This window comes from Paraconexibacter antarcticus, from assembly GCF_024220175.1.
Taxonomy (GTDB): Bacteria; Actinomycetota; Thermoleophilia; order Solirubrobacterales; family Solirubrobacteraceae; genus Paraconexibacter; species Paraconexibacter antarcticus.
The window spans coordinates 2,508,941-2,525,969 of sequence record NZ_CP098502.1; the positions used below are offsets into that span (position 1 = coordinate 2,508,941).

General features: G+C 74.4%; 20 protein-coding genes and 1 riboswitch. Of the genes, 15 read left to right on the top strand and 5 right to left on the bottom strand.

Features of this window, described 5'->3' with window-relative positions:
• Positions 1 to 4: 4 nt before the first annotated feature.
• Both NBH00_RS12345 and NBH00_RS12350 read right to left on the bottom strand, forming a co-directional pair.
• A complete protein-coding gene (locus NBH00_RS12345) occupies positions 5 to 925 on the bottom strand; it encodes a zinc ribbon domain-containing protein (RefSeq protein WP_254573621.1) in 921 nt (306 codons plus the stop codon).
• On the bottom strand, positions 922 to 1,890 hold the full coding sequence (locus tag NBH00_RS12350; RefSeq protein ID WP_254573622.1) for a glycosyltransferase: 969 nt from the start codon (positions 1,888 to 1,890) through the stop codon (positions 922 to 924). The genes NBH00_RS12345 and NBH00_RS12350 overlap by 4 nt, the downstream gene beginning before the upstream one ends.
• Positions 1,891 to 2,079: 189 nt before the next feature.
• On the opposite strand from NBH00_RS12350, the gene NBH00_RS12355 reads away from it, so the two are divergent.
• The 4 genes from NBH00_RS12355 to rdgB are packed head-to-tail and all read left to right on the top strand — an operon-like array spanning position 2,080 to position 4,553.
• Entirely contained in the window at positions 2,080 to 2,304 is a 225-nt protein-coding gene (locus NBH00_RS12355) for a hypothetical protein (protein WP_254573623.1), read from the top strand.
• Between the two features lie 31 nt (positions 2,305 to 2,335).
• Positions 2,336 to 3,205, top strand: coding sequence for a glutamate racemase (gene murI / locus NBH00_RS12360; RefSeq protein ID WP_254573624.1), 870 nt, complete (start codon positions 2,336 to 2,338; stop codon positions 3,203 to 3,205).
• Positions 3,202 to 3,984 carry a ribonuclease PH gene (gene rph / locus NBH00_RS12365; RefSeq protein WP_254573625.1) on the top strand — a complete coding sequence of 261 codons (783 nt, stop codon included), beginning with the start codon at positions 3,202 to 3,204 and terminating at the stop codon, positions 3,982 to 3,984. The genes murI and rph overlap by 4 nt, the downstream gene beginning before the upstream one ends.
• The gene (rdgB, locus tag NBH00_RS12370; protein WP_254573626.1) at positions 3,981 to 4,553 is read left to right on the top strand and encodes an RdgB/HAM1 family non-canonical purine NTP pyrophosphatase; all 573 of its coding nucleotides are present in this window, start codon (positions 3,981 to 3,983) and stop codon (positions 4,551 to 4,553) included. Before rph ends, rdgB begins: the two co-directional genes overlap by 4 nt.
• 64 nt (positions 4,554 to 4,617) lie before the next feature.
• On the opposite strand, the gene NBH00_RS12375 is transcribed toward rdgB, so the two are convergent.
• Positions 4,618 to 4,761: a hypothetical protein gene (locus NBH00_RS12375; protein WP_254573627.1), complete on the bottom strand. Its 144-nt coding sequence runs from the start codon at positions 4,759 to 4,761 to the stop codon at positions 4,618 to 4,620.
• A 35-nt stretch (positions 4,762 to 4,796) separates the two neighbouring features.
• On the opposite strand from NBH00_RS12375, the gene NBH00_RS12380 reads away from it, so the two are divergent.
• Genes NBH00_RS12380 through NBH00_RS12405 form a run of 6 tightly spaced genes read left to right on the top strand, consistent with a single transcriptional unit; the run spans position 4,797 to position 8,925 of the window.
• Positions 4,797 to 5,096 carry a hypothetical protein gene (locus tag NBH00_RS12380; RefSeq protein WP_254573628.1) on the top strand — a complete coding sequence of 100 codons (300 nt, stop codon included), beginning with the start codon at positions 4,797 to 4,799 and terminating at the stop codon, positions 5,094 to 5,096.
• Between the two features lie 46 nt (positions 5,097 to 5,142).
• Positions 5,143 to 5,418 (top strand): HU family DNA-binding protein, encoded by a 276-nt coding sequence (locus tag NBH00_RS12385; RefSeq protein ID WP_254573629.1) that lies wholly within the window; start codon positions 5,143 to 5,145, stop codon positions 5,416 to 5,418.
• A complete protein-coding gene (gene pyrF, locus NBH00_RS12390) occupies positions 5,415 to 6,356 on the top strand; it encodes an orotidine-5'-phosphate decarboxylase (RefSeq protein WP_302182750.1) in 942 nt (313 codons plus the stop codon). The genes NBH00_RS12385 and pyrF overlap by 4 nt, the downstream gene beginning before the upstream one ends.
• Positions 6,357 to 6,395: 39 nt before the next feature.
• Complete coding sequence (locus tag NBH00_RS12395; protein ID WP_254573630.1) at positions 6,396 to 6,713, top strand: LysM peptidoglycan-binding domain-containing protein; 318 nt, start codon at positions 6,396 to 6,398, stop codon at positions 6,711 to 6,713.
• Between the two features lie 35 nt (positions 6,714 to 6,748).
• Positions 6,749 to 7,966 (top strand): D-alanyl-D-alanine carboxypeptidase family protein, encoded by a 1,218-nt coding sequence (locus NBH00_RS12400; protein WP_254573631.1) that lies wholly within the window; start codon positions 6,749 to 6,751, stop codon positions 7,964 to 7,966.
• Positions 7,963 to 8,925, top strand: coding sequence for a 1-phosphofructokinase family hexose kinase (locus NBH00_RS12405; RefSeq protein ID WP_254573632.1), 963 nt, complete (start codon positions 7,963 to 7,965; stop codon positions 8,923 to 8,925). Before NBH00_RS12400 ends, NBH00_RS12405 begins: the two co-directional genes overlap by 4 nt.
• Before the next feature lie 170 nt (positions 8,926 to 9,095).
• On the opposite strand, the gene NBH00_RS12410 is transcribed toward NBH00_RS12405, so the two are convergent.
• Entirely contained in the window at positions 9,096 to 9,650 is a 555-nt protein-coding gene (locus NBH00_RS12410) for a hypothetical protein (RefSeq protein ID WP_254573633.1), read from the bottom strand.
• A gap of 163 nt (positions 9,651 to 9,813) precedes the next feature.
• On the opposite strand from NBH00_RS12410, the gene NBH00_RS12415 reads away from it, so the two are divergent.
• Positions 9,814 to 11,052, top strand: coding sequence for a GuaB3 family IMP dehydrogenase-related protein (locus NBH00_RS12415; protein WP_254573634.1), 1,239 nt, complete (start codon positions 9,814 to 9,816; stop codon positions 11,050 to 11,052).
• 44 nt (positions 11,053 to 11,096) lie between these two features.
• Positions 11,097 to 12,680 carry a glutamine-hydrolyzing GMP synthase gene (gene guaA / locus NBH00_RS12420; RefSeq protein ID WP_254573727.1) on the top strand — a complete coding sequence of 528 codons (1,584 nt, stop codon included), beginning with the start codon at positions 11,097 to 11,099 and terminating at the stop codon, positions 12,678 to 12,680.
• 102 nt (positions 12,681 to 12,782) lie between these two features.
• Here guaA and NBH00_RS12425 read toward each other — a convergent pair whose 3' ends face one another.
• Positions 12,783 to 14,048, bottom strand: coding sequence for a M23 family metallopeptidase (locus NBH00_RS12425; protein ID WP_254573635.1), 1,266 nt, complete (start codon positions 14,046 to 14,048; stop codon positions 12,783 to 12,785).
• A gap of 6 nt (positions 14,049 to 14,054) precedes the next feature.
• Positions 14,055 to 14,213, bottom strand: a riboswitch (cyclic di-AMP (ydaO/yuaA leader).
• A 122-nt stretch (positions 14,214 to 14,335) separates the two neighbouring features.
• On the opposite strand from NBH00_RS12425, the gene rplM reads away from it, so the two are divergent.
• The 3 genes from rplM to glmM all read left to right on the top strand — a co-directional run bounded on the left by rplM (position 14,336) and on the right by glmM (position 17,027).
• The gene (gene rplM / locus NBH00_RS12430) at positions 14,336 to 14,770 is read left to right on the top strand and encodes a 50S ribosomal protein L13 (RefSeq protein ID WP_254573636.1); all 435 of its coding nucleotides are present in this window, start codon (positions 14,336 to 14,338) and stop codon (positions 14,768 to 14,770) included.
• A 401-nt stretch (positions 14,771 to 15,171) separates the two neighbouring features.
• The gene (rpsI, locus tag NBH00_RS12435) at positions 15,172 to 15,567 is read left to right on the top strand and encodes a 30S ribosomal protein S9 (protein ID WP_254573728.1); all 396 of its coding nucleotides are present in this window, start codon (positions 15,172 to 15,174) and stop codon (positions 15,565 to 15,567) included.
• A gap of 119 nt (positions 15,568 to 15,686) precedes the next feature.
• Positions 15,687 to 17,027 (top strand): phosphoglucosamine mutase, encoded by a 1,341-nt coding sequence (gene glmM / locus NBH00_RS12440; protein WP_254573637.1) that lies wholly within the window; start codon positions 15,687 to 15,689, stop codon positions 17,025 to 17,027.
• Positions 17,028 to 17,029: the final 2 nt, after the last annotated feature.

Below are 17,029 nucleotides of genomic sequence, written 5' to 3' on the forward strand. Positions count from 1 at the left end.
ACCCTCAGCCGCGGGCGCCGGGGCCCGCTCCGCCAGGGGGCAGCGGAGGCACCGGCGGCGGGGGCGGGACCGGGAGCGTCGAGGACGTGGGCGGAGCCGGCGGGGCCGGGGCGGGTTCCGGCTCGGCGTCGGCGGTGGGCGCGCGCTCGGCGGCGGGCTCGGAGGTCGGCTCGGCCTCGGCGGCGGGCGCGGGGCCGCCGGTCGCGTCGGCCGGCGCCGGGCCTGAGCCCTCACCCGGGCGGATGATCTCGGTGACGGGCTCGGGGCCTGCGGAGGGGATGACGGGCACGTCCGTCGCGGGGTCGGGCTCGGGCTCGGCGACCGTCGCGGCGGACGGCGGGACGTGCGGCGCGACGGGCACCGGAACCGGGACGGGAGCACCCGCGGCGGGCACCGGCGCGGCGACGACGGCGAGCTCGTTCAGCGCCCGCGGGCCGCCGAGCTGGATGCCGCACGACGGGCAGAAGCGGGCGTCGCTGCCGTGGAGGGCGCCGCAGCGCGCGCAGGCGGCGATGCCGGGCTCGCGGAGGTCGGTGAAGGCCTGCTCGTCGCGCATGACGCGCTCGAGGGCACGCAGCTCGCGGTCCACCGCGGCGAGCGCGGCGAGCTTGCTCGCGATGAGCTGGTCGCCGCTGCGCCCGAACCGGTGCAGGTCGAACACGAGACCGCCGAGGTCCCGGAACCCGAGCTCCCGGACGCGCCGCAGATAGCGCAGGCGGCGCCGGTAGCGGCCGCGGTCGCGGAAGCTCGGCTCGCTCTCCGCGGCAGGGTCCACGTCGGCGGGCACCGGCGGCGGGGGCGGCTCGGCGAAGAGCGTCTGCGCCTGGGCGGTCGGCTGCTCCGAGGGGGCGGTGGGGCCCGCGGGTGCGGGGCCGGCGGGGGTGCTGTCGCCGGGGCGACGGAGCTTTGGCAGACGGCCGTTCATGACGGGGGCGATGTCTCCTCTGGCACCGCGGCGGCGGAGTATAGCCGCGGAGGGGTGAGCTCCGACCACGCGGCGGCGACACGTCGCGCCATGCGCTCGGAGGAGAACAGGGCGGCGCGCCGGCGCCCGGGCACGCGCGGCTCGACGGCCGCGACGTGCGGGCGCAGCGCCGCGCGCCACGTGGCGCTGTCGTACGGGGCACACAGCGTCCCGGCGACGTCGGCGAGCGCGAGCGCGTGGATCCCGACCGGCGTCGCGACCACGGGGACGTCGCAGGCGAGCGCCTCGAGCACCGCGAGGCCGAAGCCCTCGGCCTCGGACGGCAGCACGACGGCGTTCGCCGCGTTGATCCACAGCGGCACGTCGGCCGGCGGGATCCCGCCGAGCGAGAGCAGGCGCACGCCGTCGGCCGCATCGATCGCGAGGTCGTGGCGCTTGCCGGCCCGGGCCGGGTCGGCGGGGAAGAGGAGGCACGGCTCGGCCGGGTCGAGCCCGAGCCGCTCCCGCGCGACCCGGCGCGGGATCGGCTTGAAGCGGTCGAGGTCGACCCCACAGGGCAGGACCGCGACCCGTCGGGTCGTGCCCGCGCCGGCGATCTCCGCCGCCAGCCCGCTCGACACCGCGGCCGCCAGGTCGGTGAGCGGCAGGAGCGCTCGCGTGACACGTCCCGAGCGCCGGTGCCGCAGGTCCGTCCCGTGCAGGGTGATCGCCAGCGGGGCGCCGCGGAGGGTGACCGCGGGGATCGCCGTGAGGCCGAAGTGCGCGTGGACCACGTCGTAGTCGTGCGCGTCGTGGGCGCGATGGAGGGCGCGGATCGCCTTCAGGTACCCGCCCGGGCCGAAGGAGAAGACGTCCACCTCGACGCCGTCGAGGGCGCGCAGGGCGCGCACCTGATCGGCGACGAACGCCCCGAAGGACGGGTCCTCGGAGGACGGCCACATGTTGGTGATGACGAGAGCGCGCACGGGCTCCGGGCAGTGTGGCGGGTCGGAGCGGACGGCGCCCCCGCCTTAGCGCGGAGACCGTCGCAGAGTCGTCGCAGGTCCGGCACAGGAGTGCCGTTGTCCCGTCACAGGCCCCTGCCGGACGCTGGTGACCGACCACAGCGGGCCCCGTCCGGGACCCGCGTCACCTCGATCCGGGAGGACCGATCCATGCCCCGCCAGCCCACCACGCCCGCCCGCCGTGCCCGTGCCCTCGCCGTCCGTCTCGGTGGCGACGGCGGCCAGGGGACCGTCGAGTACGTCGCCCTGCTGCTCCTCGTCGCGGCGATCCTCACCGCGGTCGTCACGCAGACCCACGGCCACTTCGACATCGGCACCACGATCGGCACGAAGCTCAAGGAGGTCATCACGACCGTCGGCACGAGCAGGAAGTGAGCCGCCGGGGCCGGGACGTACCATGGCCTGCGTGGTCGCCTCCACCCATCGCGACCGTCCGATCGGGGTCTTCGACTCCGGCGTCGGCGGTCTGACCGTCCTGCACGAGCTGCTCGTCCAGCTCCCGCAGGAGGACTTCGTGTACCTCGCCGACACGGCGCGCTTCCCGTACGGCGAGCGCTCCCAGGCCGAGCTGCAGGAGTTCTCGCTGCAGATCGCCGAGGAGCTCATCCGGCGGCAGGTGAAGCTGCTGGTCGTCGCCTGCAACTCGGCGACGGCGGCGGCGCTGCCGCTGCTCCAGGAGCGGATGATGCGCACGACGCTCGGGGTGGACGTCATCGGCGTCGTGCGTCCCGGGGCCGTGCACGCGGTCGCCGCCACGCGCACCGGCCGCGTCGGGCTGCTCGCGACGACGGCGACCGTCGAGTCGGGCGCATACGCGGAGGCGATCGCCGCAGCCGACCCGCACGTGGACCTCGTCCAGGTCCCGTGCCCCGACCTCACGGAGATCATCGAGGGCGGCTTCCCGTTCGACCAGCGCGTCGTCGACACCGTCCGCCGGTACTGCGCGCCGCTGCGCGAGGCACGCGTCGACACCGTCGTGCTCGGCTGCACCCACTACCCGCTCGTGCGCCCGATGCTCCAGCGCATGCTCGGTCCGGGCGTGACGATCATCAGCTCCGGCGCCCCGCTCGCCCGCCAGGTCGAGCACGTGCTCGGCTCGCGGTCGCTCCAGGCCGGGCGTACCGAGGGGGAGGGCACCTATTCGTTCCTCTGCACCGGTGACCCGGAGCCGTTCCGGACGATGGGCACCCGCTTCCTCCAGATGCCGCTCGGCGAGGTCGCGCAGGTCGACGTCGCCGGGGGCGCGCTCGCCGGCGGGGGCCCGGCGCTCGCATGACCGCCGCCGACGGCCGCTCGTACGGCCGCGCCGCGGACGGCCTGCGGCCGGTCGCCATCGAGCCCGGCTTCGTGCGGACCGCGACGGGCAGCGCGCTCATCTCGATCGGGGAGACGCGCGTCATCTGCACCGCGTCGGTCGACGAGCAGGTCCCCCGCTGGATGAAGGGCCGCGGCTCGGGGTGGGTCACGGCGGAGTACGGGATGCTCCCGGCCTCCACCGGGCAGCGGAAGCGGCGCGACGCCGCGACGGGGAAGCCCGACGGCCGCACGATCGAGATCCAGCGCCTCATCGGCCGCTCGGTGCGCGGGGTCGTCGACCTGGAACGCCTGGGCGAGCGGACGATCTACCTCGACTGCGACGTCCTGCAGGCCGACGGGGGCACCCGCTGCGCGTCGATCACCGGCGCGTACGTCGCGCTCGCGCTCGCCGTCGAGCACCTGCTCGCCCAGAAGCTCCTGCGCCGCTCCCCGCTGACCGGCTCGGTCGCGGCCGTGTCCGCCGGGATCGTCGGCGGGGTCCCGGTCCTCGACCTCGACTACCCCGAGGACTCGACCGCCGAGGTCGACGCGAACGTCGTCATGACCGGTGAGGGCGGGCTCGTCGAGGTCCAGGCGACGGCCGAGGGCACCCCGCTCTCACGAGCGCACCTCGACGCGCTGCTCGAGCTCGCCGCGCTGGGCATCGAGCAGCTCCGCGCGGCGCAGGAGATGGCGATCGCCGTCGGCGCCGGAGGCCTCGCGGATGCGCCCGCCGGCGCGGGGGAGGCGGCATCGTGAGGCTCGTCCTCGCCACCCGCAACGCCCACAAGGCGCAGGAGTTCGAGCTGCTGCTGCCCGGCCACGAGATCGTCCCGCTCCCCGACCACGTCGTGCTCCCGCCGGAGACGGGGGAGACCTTCGAGGACAACGCCTTCATCAAGGCCATGGCCGCGGTGACGGCCCTCGACGTCCCCGCGATCGCCGACGACTCGGGCATCGTGTCCGAGGCGCTCGGCGGGCGGCCGGGGGTCTACTCGGCCCGGTTCGCCGGCCCCGACGCCACCGACGCCGAGAACCTCGCGAAGCTGCTCGCCGAGGCCCCCGCGGGCAGCGCGCTCGCCTACGTCTGCGCCCTCGTCTACGTCGACCCGTCCGACGGGACCGCGATCCCGTTCGAGGGGCGCTGCACCGGCGTCCTCGACGACCGCCCGCGCGGCGACGGCGGCTTCGGCTACGACCCGGCGTTCCGCCCGGACGACATCGCCGACGGGCGCACGATGGCGGAGCTCACCCCGGAGGAGAAGGCGGCCATCAGCCACCGGGGCCGGGCCGCGCGGGAGCTCGGCGCGTGGCTTGCGACCCGGTAGGCCCGCGGGTCGTCACGAGCGCGGCGCCGTCGCTCGGCGCCGCGGATGCCAGGGCGCCGCGGCGTCAGTCGGCGAGGTTGATCGCGGCCGCCAGCAACACCGCGCCGGTCACGGCGGCGTAGCCCTGGTACCCCGAGATGAGGCAGGCGACGGCGACGACGGCGCAGAGCGCGACCGTGAGCAGCCAACCGATGCGCCCGATGTCCACGCCTGGCATCCTCCCGCATCCCGATGACGGACGCGGTGCCCGCCCCGATCGCCCTGGCCTACCTCGCCACCCTGTCGGCCGACCTGCGGGCCGCGGTCGTCCTCGACGCCGGGGGCGCGATCCTCGCCGGTGACGCCGCGCTCGAGCCCCACGTCGCGCGGCTCCTCGCCGGGGCGCCGCCGGACGCCGCGCGGCAGACCCCGTACGGCGACGGGGCCCTCTTCGCCGCGCGCAGCGGGGCCCACGCGCTGGGCGTGGCCATGGGCCCGCAGGCCCTCGAGGCGGTCGTCATCCACGACCTCCTGGCCACCCTGGACGACCTGCGCGGCTGGTAGCGTCAGGGCCAGTGCAGGTGCGAATCATCCGGCCGGAAGGGCCTTTGTGACCAAGTCGGAGTTCATCGACCGGGTGGCCGCGCAGGCCGGCCTGGAGCGTCAGCAGGCCCTCGGGGCCGTCGACGCGGCGATCGCCGTCATCGAGTCCTCGCTCGCCGACGGTCAGGCCGTGACGCTCACCGGGTTCGGCAAGTTCCACGTCGCCCAGCGGGGCGCCCGCGCCGGCGTGAATCCGCGCACGGGCGAGGCGATGGTCATCGACGCCACGCGGATCCCGCGCTTCACCGCCGGCTCCGCGCTCAAGAAGGCGGTCCGGTCCTGACGGGGCCTGGCGCGCGGCCCCACTTCGGCGACCGCCTCGCGGCGGCCGTCACCGCACGGCACTCGCAGATCGTCCTCGGCCTCGACCCCGACCCCGCCCGCCTGTGGCCCGGGGCCGGCGACGCCGCGGCCGGCGCCGGCCACACGCGCACGCCCGCCGGGGCCGCCGCCGCCGCGGTCGAGGCCCACTGCCGGGCCGTCCTCGACGCCGTCGCCGACGTCGTCGTCGCCGTCAAACCGCAGCTCGCGTGCTTCGAGCGCCTCGGGGCGCCGGGCCGTGCCGCGCTCGGCCGCGTCACCGAGCACGCGCAGGCGGCCGGGCTCCTCGTCCTCGCGGACGCCAAGCGCGGCGACATCGACGTCAGCGCGCTCGCCTACGCCCAGTCGCTGCTCGGCACGACCGCGACCCCGTTCGGGGAGGTCGCCGGCCTCGGCGCCGACGCGATGACCGCGAGCCCGTACATGGGGACCGACACGATCGCGCCGCTGCTGCGGACCGCCCGCGCCGTGGGGGCGGGGGTCATCGTCCTCGTCCGCACCTCGAACCCGGGCGCGGCCGACTTCGAGGACCTCGAGCTCGCGTCCGGCGGCACCGTGTGGGAGGAGGTCGCCCGCCGCGTCGATGCGCTCGGTGAGCCCGGTCCCGAGAGCGGGCTCTCCGACGTCGGCGCCGTCGTCGGGGCCACCGCGCCGCAGCACGTCGCCCGCCTGCGGGCGATCATGCCGTCCACGCCGTTCCTCCTGCCGGGCGTCGGTGCCCAGGGCGGGAGGGTCGAGGACCTCGCCCCCGCGTTCGCGCCCGGCCCGGCGGGTGGCCTCATCACCGCCTCGCGGTCGATCGTCCGGGCGCACGAGGCGGACGGCGCCTCCGCCGATCCGGCGGCGGCAGCCCGCGCCGAGGCCGAGCGCCTACGCGCCGTCGCATGGGGGCTTGCATGAGCTTGCGCGCCGCGGCCCGCGGACTACATTCCCCTGCAGATGGCGTATCGCAGCCCTGCTCGCTTCCTGGCTCCGGCCGCGCTGATCGCCGCGGCGATCGCGGTCTACGCCCTCGTGCAGCCGACCATGGATTCGGGCTCCGCCTCGACGACGCTGCCGGCGGTGACGACCACCAAGACGCACAAGGTCTCGCCGAGCAGCCCGAGGCGCGCCAAGTCGTACGTCGTGAAGAGCGGGGACACGCTGTCGGGCATCGCGGAGACGACGGGGCTGTCGCTCGCGCACATCGAGGCGCTCAATCCCGGCCTGGACGCGAACACGCTCGCCGTCGGCCACACGCTGAAGCTCCGGCAGTAGCCCTGCGCGCCGCGGTCGCGGCGCTGCTCACGGTCGTGCTCCTCGGCGCGGCCCTGCGCCCGGCCGGCGCGCAGGCCGCCGCGGCGACCGCCGCCGCCGGGCCGCCCCCGATCGACGCGCCGGCCGCCGTGCTCATCGAGCCCGCGACGGGCGACATCGTCTACCAGCGGCGCGCGAACCAGCGACGGCCGATCGCCTCCACGACGAAGCTCATGACGGCGCTCGTCGCCCTGAAGCGGCTCTCGCTCGACGACGTCCTCGCCCAGGTCCCGTACGCGGCGGCGGGCGCCGAGTCGCTCGTCGGGCTCCGGACCGGCGAGCGGATGTCGGTACGGGACTACCTGCGCGGCCTGCTCCTCGCGTCGGGCAACGACGCCGCGGAGACGCTCGCGGTCCGGACCGGCGGCTCGCGCGCGGCGTTCGTGAAGCTCATGAACGCCCAGGCCGCCGCGCTCGGGCTCAGGAACACCCACTTCGAGACGCCGGTGGGGCTCGACACGCCCGGCAACTACTCCACGCCGGCCGACCTCGCGAAGCTCGCGCTCGTCCTCCGCACGTACGCCTTCTTCCGGGAGACGACCGACCGTCCCGACGCGACGCTGCGCGTGCGCGGCGGGCGCACGATCCGGGTCGTCAACCGCAACACGCTCGTCCAGCGGATCCCGTTCGTCAACGGCGTGAAGACCGGGCACACGAACCAGGCCGGCTACTGCCTCGTCGGGTCGGCGACCCGCGACGGCGTGACCGTCGTGAGCGTCGTCCTCGGGACCGGGTCCGAGGAGGCCCGCGACCGCAACTCGCTCCGGCTGCTCCGTTACGGGCTGCAGCGCTACCACGTGATCCCGGCCGTCAAGGCCGGCACGCCGCTCGCGAGCGCCGACGTCCGCTACCGCGACGGGCAGACGCTCGAGCTCGTCGCGTCCCGGACGGTCTCACGCACCGTCCGGCGGGGCCAGCGGCTGTTCACGAAGGTCGTCGGCGCGCCCAAGGCCGTCGAGGGCCCGCTCGCGAAGGGAGCACGGCTCGGCACGATCCTCGTGCGGCAGCGGGGGAGGACCGTGGACCGCGTCGCGCTCGTCGCCGCGCGGGCCGTCCCGGCGGCGACCGCCACCGAGCGCCTGTCGGACTACGGACGCCGCCCGGGGACCCTGCTGCTGCTCGGTGCCTTCCTGGGCGGTAGCCTCCTCCTGGTGCTGCTGCGCCGCCGCTCCCATCGCGGCGAGCACGGCGGCGCCGAGGCTGAGATCGCATGATCATCACCGTCACCCTCAACGCGGCCATCGACAAGTCGCTGTCGGTCCCGAGCTTCCGGCTCGGCCGCCGCCACCGCACCGTCGAACAGCGCACCATGGCCGGCGGCAAGGGCGTCAACGTCGCGCGGACGCTCAAGACGCTGGGCCAGCCGGTCATCGCGACGGGCTTCGCCGGCGGGCCGACCGGCACCCGCATCGTCGAGCAGCTCACCGAGGAGTCGATCCTCAACGACTTCATCCGCATCCGGGAGGATTCCCGGACGAACACCGCGGTGTACGACCCGACGAACGGCCAGCAGACCGAGATCAACGAGCGCGGACCCGCCGTCACCTCGAAGGAGATCGAGCTCTTCCGGGACAAGCTCCTGTACCTCGCCCGCGGGGCCGACATCGTCGTCATGGCCGGCTCGCTCCCGCGCGGCGTGGACACCGACTTCTACGCGCGGCTCGTCCGCGACCTCAAGCGGATGGACGTCCTGACCGTCGTCGACACCGACGGCGAGCCGCTGCGCCAGGCCGTCCGCGCCGAGCCCGACGTCATCTCGCCGAACGTCCTCGAGGCCGAGGAGCTCGTCGGCCACGAGTTCAACGACGAGGAGGACCGCGCCATCGCGGTCCGCGAGATGATCCAGCTCGGGGCGCGCGAGGCGCTCATGACGATGCCGGACGGCTGCATCGCGTCCATCCTCGAGCCGAACGGCGACCGGACGCTCTCCCGCGTCTGGATCGAGCCGCGCGAGGCGGTCGCCGCGGTCGGCTCCGGTGACGCCTTCCTGGCCGGCTACGTCGCCTCCCGCTACCAGGGCCAGGCCGCCGAGCAGGCGCTGCGCTTCGCCGTCGCCTGCGGCGCGGAGTCGACGAAGCGGCTCGGCGCCGGCCTCATCGAGCCGCGCGAGCTCGACCGGATCGTGGCCGAGACAGCGATCGAGCGCCTCACCACACCGGTCGAGGTCCCGTAGCGTGTGGGGAGGCGCTGCCCGGGCGTCGAGCGCCTCACCACGCCGGTCGAGGTCCCGTAGCGCCGGGGGAGGCGCTGCCCGGGCGTCGAGCGCCTCACCACGCCGGTCGAGGTCTCGTAGCGCGTTCGTTCCCGCGGGCGGCGTGCGGTGTCGTCCACGCCATACCTGCTCTAGGCCACACGCCGCCGGGCGTCCCGCTCGGCGAGCGCGCGGAGGTTCAGCAGCTGGCGGCGCATCATCACGAGGTCGCCGGCGCGGAGGGCCGCCAGGGCGGCACGGCCGACCGGGCCCGGCAGCGCCCGCGGCGCGTCGATCGCGATCCGGACGACGAGCCGGGACGCGTCCTCACCGCGCGGGGTGAGCGTGTAGCTCATCGCCATGCGGGGCAGGAGGGCCGAGCCGGGGGTGAGCACCGTGAGGTCGCGCCCGGGGTCGACGGCGGCGACCGTGAAGGCGATGAGGATGCGCTGCCCGGCGGCGAGCGGCGCCAGGCCCGGGGTGAGCTCGCGCGGCGACTGGCGCCCGAGGTTGTCGATCCAGTCGTAGCTGTAGGGGGCGACGCGAAGCTGCCCGAGCCAGGGCCAGACGCAGGCCGCAGGCGCCGCGATGTCCACCGCACGCAGCCAGATCTCGTCGGCGCCGGGGACGAGGGCGTCCGCCGTCGCCGGCAGGCTGCTCTCCCGCGGGTCGGATCCCCAGTGGGCGGCGAGCGGCGGACGCGTCATGCGGGGGGTACGGAGCGGCGGGCCCGGTGGCTTCCCGTCCAGGTCCGCTGATACCCTCCTAGAGACCTTGGGTTGCCGCCTCACAGGTCGCCGGATCCGTCGTTCCCCGACCCCGCCTGCGCGGGGTCTTTTCGTCATCGCCACAAACTGAGGATTTACCGCCATGGAGATCGAGATCGGGCGTGGGAAGAAGGCCCGCCGCGCATATGGATTCGACGACATCGCGATCGTGCCCTCGCGCCGCACACGCGACCCTGACGACGTCGACATCACCTGGAAGCTGGGCCCGTACCGCTTCGAGCTGCCGCTGCTCGCCTCCGCGATGGACGGGGTCGTGTCGCCCCGCACCGCGGGCATCCTCGGCAAGCTCGGCGGCCTCGGCGTCCTGAACCTCGAGGGCATCTTCACGCGTTACGAGAACGCGGAGGAGGAGCTCGAGCGCATCTCGCAGCTCCCGAAGGACGTCGCCACCCGGGAGATGCAGGCCATCTACCAGGAGCCGATCAAGCCCGAGCTCATCACGCAGCGCATCCGCGAGATCAAGGAGCAGGGCGTCGTCACCGCCGCCTCGCTGACCCCGCAGCGCGTCGCGCAGTACTACGAGCTCGCGCTCGAGGCCGGCCTCGACATCCTCGTCATCCAGGGCACGGTCGTCTCCGCCGAGCACGTGTCGATGACCTCGACGCCGCTGAACCTCAAGGAGTTCATACGCGAGGTCGGCATCCCGGTCATCGCCGGCGGCTGCGCGAGCTACCACACCGGCCTGCACCTCATGCGGACCGGCGCGGCGGGCGTCCTCGTCGGCGTCGGCCCCGGCGCGGCGTGCACGACGCGCGGCGTCCTCGGCGTCGGCGTCCCGCAGGCGACCGCGATCGCGGACGTCGCCGGCGCGCGCTCGACCCACATGCTGGAGACCGGCGAGTACGTCCAGGTCATCGCCGACGGCGGCATGCGCACCGGCGGCGACGTGTCCAAGGCGATCGCCTGCGGCGCCGACGCCGTCATGATCGGCTCGCCGCTGGCCCGCGCCTACGAGGCGCCCGGCCGCGGCTTCCACTGGGGCATGGCGACGTTCCACCCGACGCTCCCGCGCGGTGCGCGCGTGCAGACGGTCCAGAACGGCTCCCTCGAGGAGATCGTCATGGGCCCGGCCCACGAGAACGACGGCACGTTCAACCTCATGGGCGGCCTGCGCACCTCGATGGCCACCTGCGGCTATCAGGACATCGCCGAGTTCAACCGGGCGGAACTCATGATCGCCCCGGCGCTGCAGACCGAGGGCAAGCTCCTCCAGCAGTCGCAGGGCGTCGGCATGGGCTCGCGCGGCAGCGCCGTCCCGGCCCCGCGTCCGGCGGACGGCCCGGCGGAGAAGACCCCGGCCCTCGCGGAGACCTCCGCTTGAGCCACCCGGACAGCGTCGTCACGGCGTCGACCGCCGCCACCGAGCTGGCGGACGAGTCGGCGCCCGTCGACGTCCCCCGGGGCACCGACGAGGTCGTCGTCCTCGACTACGGCGGTCAGTACTCGCAGCTCATAGCCCGGCGCGTGCGCGAGTGCGGCGTGTTCAGCGAGCTGCTCCCGCACCACGTCGGGGCGGCCGAGGTCGCGCGGCGCAAGCCGAAGGGGCTCATCCTCTCCGGCGGGCCCGCATCGGTGTACGCGCCGGGCGCCCCGGCGCTCGACCCCGCGCTGCTCGAGCTCGGGATCCCGGTGCTGGGCATCTGCTACGGCATGCAGCTCGTCGCCCAGGCGCTCGGCGGCGACGTCCAGAGCGCCGAGGTCGGCGAGTTCGGCCGCTCGACGCTCACCGTCAACGAGCCGGGCCGGCTGCTCGCCGACCTGCCGCTCGAGCAGGCCTGCTGGATGTCCCACCGCGACACGGTCTACGCGCCGCCGCCCGGGTTCACCGCGCTCGCGTCGTCGACCGTCTCCCCGGTCGCCGCCTTCGAGTCCGTCGAGAAGGCGACGTACGGCATCCAGTTCCACCCCGAGGTCGTCCACACGCCGTTCGGGCAGGACATCCTCAAGCGCTTCCTCGGCGACATCTGCGGCTGCGACCTGACGTGGTCGGCCGCGAGCATCGTCGAGGACCAGATCCGCCTCATCCGCGAGCAGGTGGGGGACAAGAAGGTCATCTGCGGCCTCTCCGGCGGCGTGGACTCGTCCGTCGCGGCGCTCCTCGTGCACCGCGCGATCGGGGACCAGCTCACCTGCGTCTTCGTCGACCACGGGATGATGCGCAAGAACGAGGGCGACCAGGTCGTCAAGACGTTCCGCGACACCTTCAAGGTCCCGCTCGTCGCGGTCGACGCCGAGGATCGCTTCCTCTCCAAGCTCTCCGGCACGAGCGAGCCGGAGGCGAAGCGCAAGATCATCGGCACCGAGTTCATCCGCGTCTTCGAGGAGGAGGCGCTGAAGCTCGCCGAGGGCGGCGAGGGCGCGAAGTTCCTCGTGCAGGGCACGCTCTACTCGGACGTCATCGAGTCGGGCGGCGGCACCGGCGCCGCGACGATCAAGTCGCATCACAACGTCGGCGGCCTCCCCGACGACCTCGAGTTCGAGCTCGTCGAGCCGCTGCGCGCGCTCTTCAAGGACGAGGTCCGTGCCGTCGGCGCCGAGCTCGGCCTGCCCGAGCGCCTCGTCTGGCGCCAGCCCTTCCCGGGCCCGGGTCTCGCGATCCGCGTCGTCGGGGGCGAGGCGACGAAGGAGCGCCTGGACCTCCTGCGCGACGCCGACGCGATCCTGCAGGACGAGATCCGGAACGCCGGCCTCTACCGGGACCTGTGGCAGTCCTTCTGCGTCCTCCCGGACGTCCGCACCGTCGGCGTCCAGGGCGACGAGCGCACCTACGGCTACGTCGTCGTCATCCGCGCCGTCACCTCCGACGACGCGATGACCGCCGACTGGGCCCGCCTGCCCTACGACCTGCTGGAGCAGATCGCCGCGCGCATGATCGGCGAGCTGCGCGAGGTCAACCGCGTCGTGCTGGACATCACGTCCAAGCCGCCGGGCACGATCGAGTGGGAGTGAGCGGGCCGCAGGCCCGCTGATCGCGGCCTCCCCGCCCGCGGCCGCGTCCACGGCGTCCCCGCGCGCGTGGTCGAGGCGCGACGCGCGGCGGCCGACGGTCGCTCAGGAGTGTGCGTCCCAGGCCCTGAGGCTCGGGAGCGGGTCGACGGGCTCGCCGCCGGTGTACCACCCGGGCGCCGTCCAGAGCTCGAAGTGCAGGTGGCAGCCCACGGCGTCGCCGGTGTCCCCGACCTCGCCGATCGGCTCGCCGGTGTAGACGCTGTCGCCCTTCTTCACCGGCGAGGGCGCCTTCAGGTGCATGTACACGTAGTCGTCGCCCGTGCCGGCCCCGTCGATGACGACGTAGTTCCCGGCCCGGCTCTGGAAGCCCGAGAACTTCACCGTCCCGCCGCGCGCGGCGACGAGCGGCGTCCCGCACGCGGCGAAGACGTCCTGGCCCTGGTGCGTGTGGCCCGCCCGCCCGGCGCCGAAGCGCCCGACGCCCTCGGCGAACGTGTGCCTGCCGCGGATGGGGAACATGTCGCCGAGGAAGGTGAACGCGGGGGCGAGCGTGGGGGACGCCTGCGCGGCGGACGCGCCGGCGGCGTTCGGCAGCTGGATCTGGAAGCGGTAGCGCCCGTCGCGCTGGACGTTGCCGCCCACGACGCCGCCCCAGCTCGCGGACTGGACCGTCCCCCCGGCCCCGTCGAGCTCCCAGTGCCCGACGGAGACGCCGTCGGTCGCGCGGACGAGGTCGACGACGACGTGCTGGGGCGGGCCGTCGGGGATGAAGACGCTGACCGTCGCGCGGTGCGGGCCGCGGAAGAAGACCTTCTTGACGTCCACGCGGGCGGCGGGGGCTGCGGCGGCGGACGAGGCGCGGGTCGCGGAGGCGATCGTGATGCGCTTGCGCGTCGTGCGGGACGCGGCGCCGGCGGCGTCGAGCACCTGGACCGGCCCGGTCACGGCGCCGGCCGGGACGACGACGTCGACCGCGTCCGGGCTCACCGAGACGGCCGGGGCGGAGACCTCGTCGCCGGACGCCTTCGCGCCCGTGAAGACGACGGTCCTCGCGCCGTCCATGCCGTCCCCGGTCACCCGGACGATCCCGCCCGCGCGCACGATGTCGAGGCCGGCGCACGCCGTCCGGCAGGTGATGAGCAGCGGCTTCGGCGGGGTGGTGACCGCGGCCGGGGTTCCGACGTCGGTGACCCGCTGGGCACCGGAGGCGGCGGGAGCCGGCTTCGCGGCGCGGCCGGGGTCGGCGGACGCCCCGCCGCTGTTCTGGGCGAGGGCGGGGACGGCGAGGACCCCCGCGGCGGCGGCGCCGGCGAGCGCGCAGGCGGCGGCCGCGGCCAGGCGACGTGGGTCCAGCGGGGTAGGCGGCAAGCGGTACGACTCCTTGTTCGGTGCCTACGGGGTGAGCTGACGGGCTCGCGCGGTCAAGGTCCGCGCTACCGGATTCACATCCGGATTCGCCCCTGGAGCCTGGGCTCCTTTGGGTCCCCCGCTCCCCTCCCGGCGGCATGGGAGGGGACTCGGCAGTCATGGATTGCGCTGGCAGGATACCCTGTGCGCAGGAAGGCCTGTCCCGGCTGCGCGTCACAGCGCGCCTGGAGGCGCTCCGTCGCTACACTCCACCGCCGCCGCGCGCCGACAGCGCGGCCACACAAGCCGTGAAGACCTACGTCGCAAATCCAACTGACCGTGAGCGCAACTGGGTGCTCGTCGACGCCAACGGGCAGACGCTCGGACGCCTCGCGACCCAGATCGCCGACGCGCTGCGCGGCAAGCGCAAGCCGGAGTACACCCCCCACGTGGACACGGGTGACTTCGTCGTCGTCATCAACGCCGAGAAGATCAGCGTGACGGGCAACAAACGCGCCGAGAAGCGGTACTACCGCCACTCGGGCTACCCGGGCGGGCTGAAGTCCCGCACCCTCGAGGAGATGCTCGAGCGTCGCCCCGAAGAGGTCATCCGCATCGCGGTGAAGGGCATGCTGCCGCGCAACCGGCTGGCCCGTAAGCAGATCACGAAGCTCAAGGTCTACGCCGGCGCGGAGCATCCGCACGCCGCGCAGAGCCCGACCCCGATGGAGATCAAGTCCTGATGGCTGACGAGACGCCGAACGAGCAGGTCCCCGAGGAGACTCCGGAGGCCGTCGCCCCCGAGGCGCCCGCCGAGGAGACCCCTGCCGCCGAGGAGGCCGCGCCCGCGGCTGACGAGACCCCCGTCGCCGAGGCGCCCGCCGCCGAGACGCCCGAGGCGGAGGCCGACGCCGACGCCGACGCCGAGGGTGTCGAGGAGATCGAGGACGACGAGGAGGAGGTCGACGAGACCCCCCGCGTCAAGCCCGCGATCCCCGGCATGGACCTCGAGGTCGACATCGTCCGCGAGGGCGAGGACGCGCTCGGCCGCGAGACGCTGTACGACGAGGACGGCGAGGAGATCATCCAGGACGACGACGACAGCGATGTCATCGACGACCAGCCGATCGTCGCGAACGTCGACCTGTCCGCCGACGCGCGCTACCGCGCGACCGGCAAGCGCAAGACCGGCGTCGCCCGCGTGATCCTGAAGCCGGGCACCGGCGTCTACACGATCAACGGCAAGGACCTGAACGACTTCTTCCCGCGCGTCACGCTGCAGCGGAACATCCGCCAGCCGCTGGAGACCGTCGGGTACGAGGACCGTATGGACGTCATCGCGACGATCCACGGCGGCGGCGTCTCGTCGCAGGCCGGCGCCCTGCGCCACGGCATCTCCAAGGCGCTGCTCGAGGCCGATCCGAACCTCCGTGGCGAGCTTAAGCGCCGCGGCTTCCTGACGCGTGACGCGCGCGTAAAGGAGCGCAAGAAGGCCGGCCTCAAGAAGGCCCGTAAGAAGCCGCAGTTCTCGAAGCGCTAGTCCGACTTCGTCGAAATGGAACTGCCACGGCAGCTCCCAGGGGGTCCGCCGCGCCGGAAGGCAGTTCCGGGCGCGGCGGTTCCGGGCGCCGGCCTGCCGCAGATGGGGTCGGTGCATCGATGACGCGCAAGTTGTTCGGGACCGACGGGGTCCGCGGGGTCGCCGGCGAGGTGCTCACCGCGGAGCTCGCGCTCGCGCTCGGGCGGGCGGTCACGCTCGCGGCCGACGCCCGGCAGGGTGGGCGGGTCCGCGCTCTCGTCATCCGCGACACGCGGGAGTCGGGGGAGATGCTCGAGGCGGCCCTCGCCGCCGGGGTCACGAGCGCCGGCGGGGAGGTCCTCCTCGGCGGCGTCCTGCCGACGCCCGCCGCCCCGCTGCTCATCCGCCGCTACGGCTTCGACGTCGCCGCGGTCATCTCGGCGAGCCACAACCCGTACGCCGACAACGGCATCAAGTTCTTCGGCGCCGACGGGCTGAAGCTCACCGACGCCACCGAGGCCCGCATCGAGGAGCTCCTCGAGGAGGACGCGGCGGCCACGCGCGTCGCGCCCGACGGGGGCATCGGCCGGGTGCGGACGCTCCACGGCACGCAGGAGGACTACCTGCGCGAGCTGCACGTCCGCTTCCAGCACCTCGACCTCCGCGGCGTCGACGTCCTGCTCGACTGCGCGCACGGCGCCACCTACCGCGTGGCCCCGGAGATCTTCCGCCGCCTCGGGGCGACCGTGCACGTCATGGCCGACGAGCCCGACGGCCGCAACATCAACGACGGCTGCGGCTCCACGCACGTCGCCGCGCTCGGCGAGGCCGTCGTCGCGGGCGGCCACGCGATCGGCTTCGCCTTCGACGGGGACGGGGACCGCGTCCTCGCCGTCGACCGCACCGGCGCCGTCGTCGACGGCGACGAGCTCATCGCCCTCGCCGCCCTCCACCTCCGCCGCCAGGATCGCCTGAAGGGCGGCGGCGTCGCCGTGACGGTCATGACGAACTACGGCTTCCACTCCGCGATGCGGGCCGCGGGGATCGAGGTCGCGACGACGGGCGTCGGCGACCGCTACGTCCTCGAGGAGCTCCGCAGCCGCGACTGGGCCCTGGGCGGCGAGCAGTCCGGCCACATCATCGACATGGGCTTCGTCCCGTCCGGTGACGGCATCGCGAGCGCCCTGCTCACGCTCGAGGCGCTCGACGGGGGCGACCTCGCCGACCGCAGCGGCATGGAGAAGCTCCCGCAGAAGCTCGTCAACGTGAAGGTGGGGGATCGGGACGCGGCGATGACCGACACCGCGCTGCTCGCCGCCGTCGACGCGGAGTCGGCCGGGCTGGACGGTCGCGGCCGCGTCCTCGTCCGCCCCTCCGGCACCGAGCAGCTCGTCCGCGTCATGGTGGAGGCGCCGACCGCGGAGGAGACCGACGACGTCTGCGCCCGCCTCGTCGCCCTGGTGCCCGGCGCCCTCGGCTGAGC

What these genes read in the sequence shown, in the direction of transcription:
- NBH00_RS12410 (WP_254573633.1), bottom strand. Translation starts at nt 9,650, where the DNA reads ATGACGCGTCCGCCGCTCGCCGCCCACTGGGGATCCGACCCGCGGGAG.
- NBH00_RS12345 (WP_254573621.1), bottom strand. Translation starts at nt 925, where the DNA reads ATGAACGGCCGTCTGCCAAAGCTCCGTCGCCCCGGCGACAGCACCCCC.
- glmM (WP_254573637.1), top strand. Translation starts at nt 15,687, where the DNA reads ATGACGCGCAAGTTGTTCGGGACCGACGGGGTCCGCGGGGTCGCCGGC.
- NBH00_RS12405 (WP_254573632.1), top strand. Translation starts at nt 7,963, where the DNA reads ATGATCATCACCGTCACCCTCAACGCGGCCATCGACAAGTCGCTGTCG.
- NBH00_RS12395 (WP_254573630.1), top strand. Translation starts at nt 6,396, where the DNA reads ATGGCGTATCGCAGCCCTGCTCGCTTCCTGGCTCCGGCCGCGCTGATC.
- rph (WP_254573625.1), top strand. Translation starts at nt 3,202, where the DNA reads ATGACCGCCGCCGACGGCCGCTCGTACGGCCGCGCCGCGGACGGCCTG.
- NBH00_RS12415 (WP_254573634.1), top strand. Translation starts at nt 9,814, where the DNA reads ATGGAGATCGAGATCGGGCGTGGGAAGAAGGCCCGCCGCGCATATGGA.
- NBH00_RS12355 (WP_254573623.1), top strand. Translation starts at nt 2,080, where the DNA reads ATGCCCCGCCAGCCCACCACGCCCGCCCGCCGTGCCCGTGCCCTCGCC.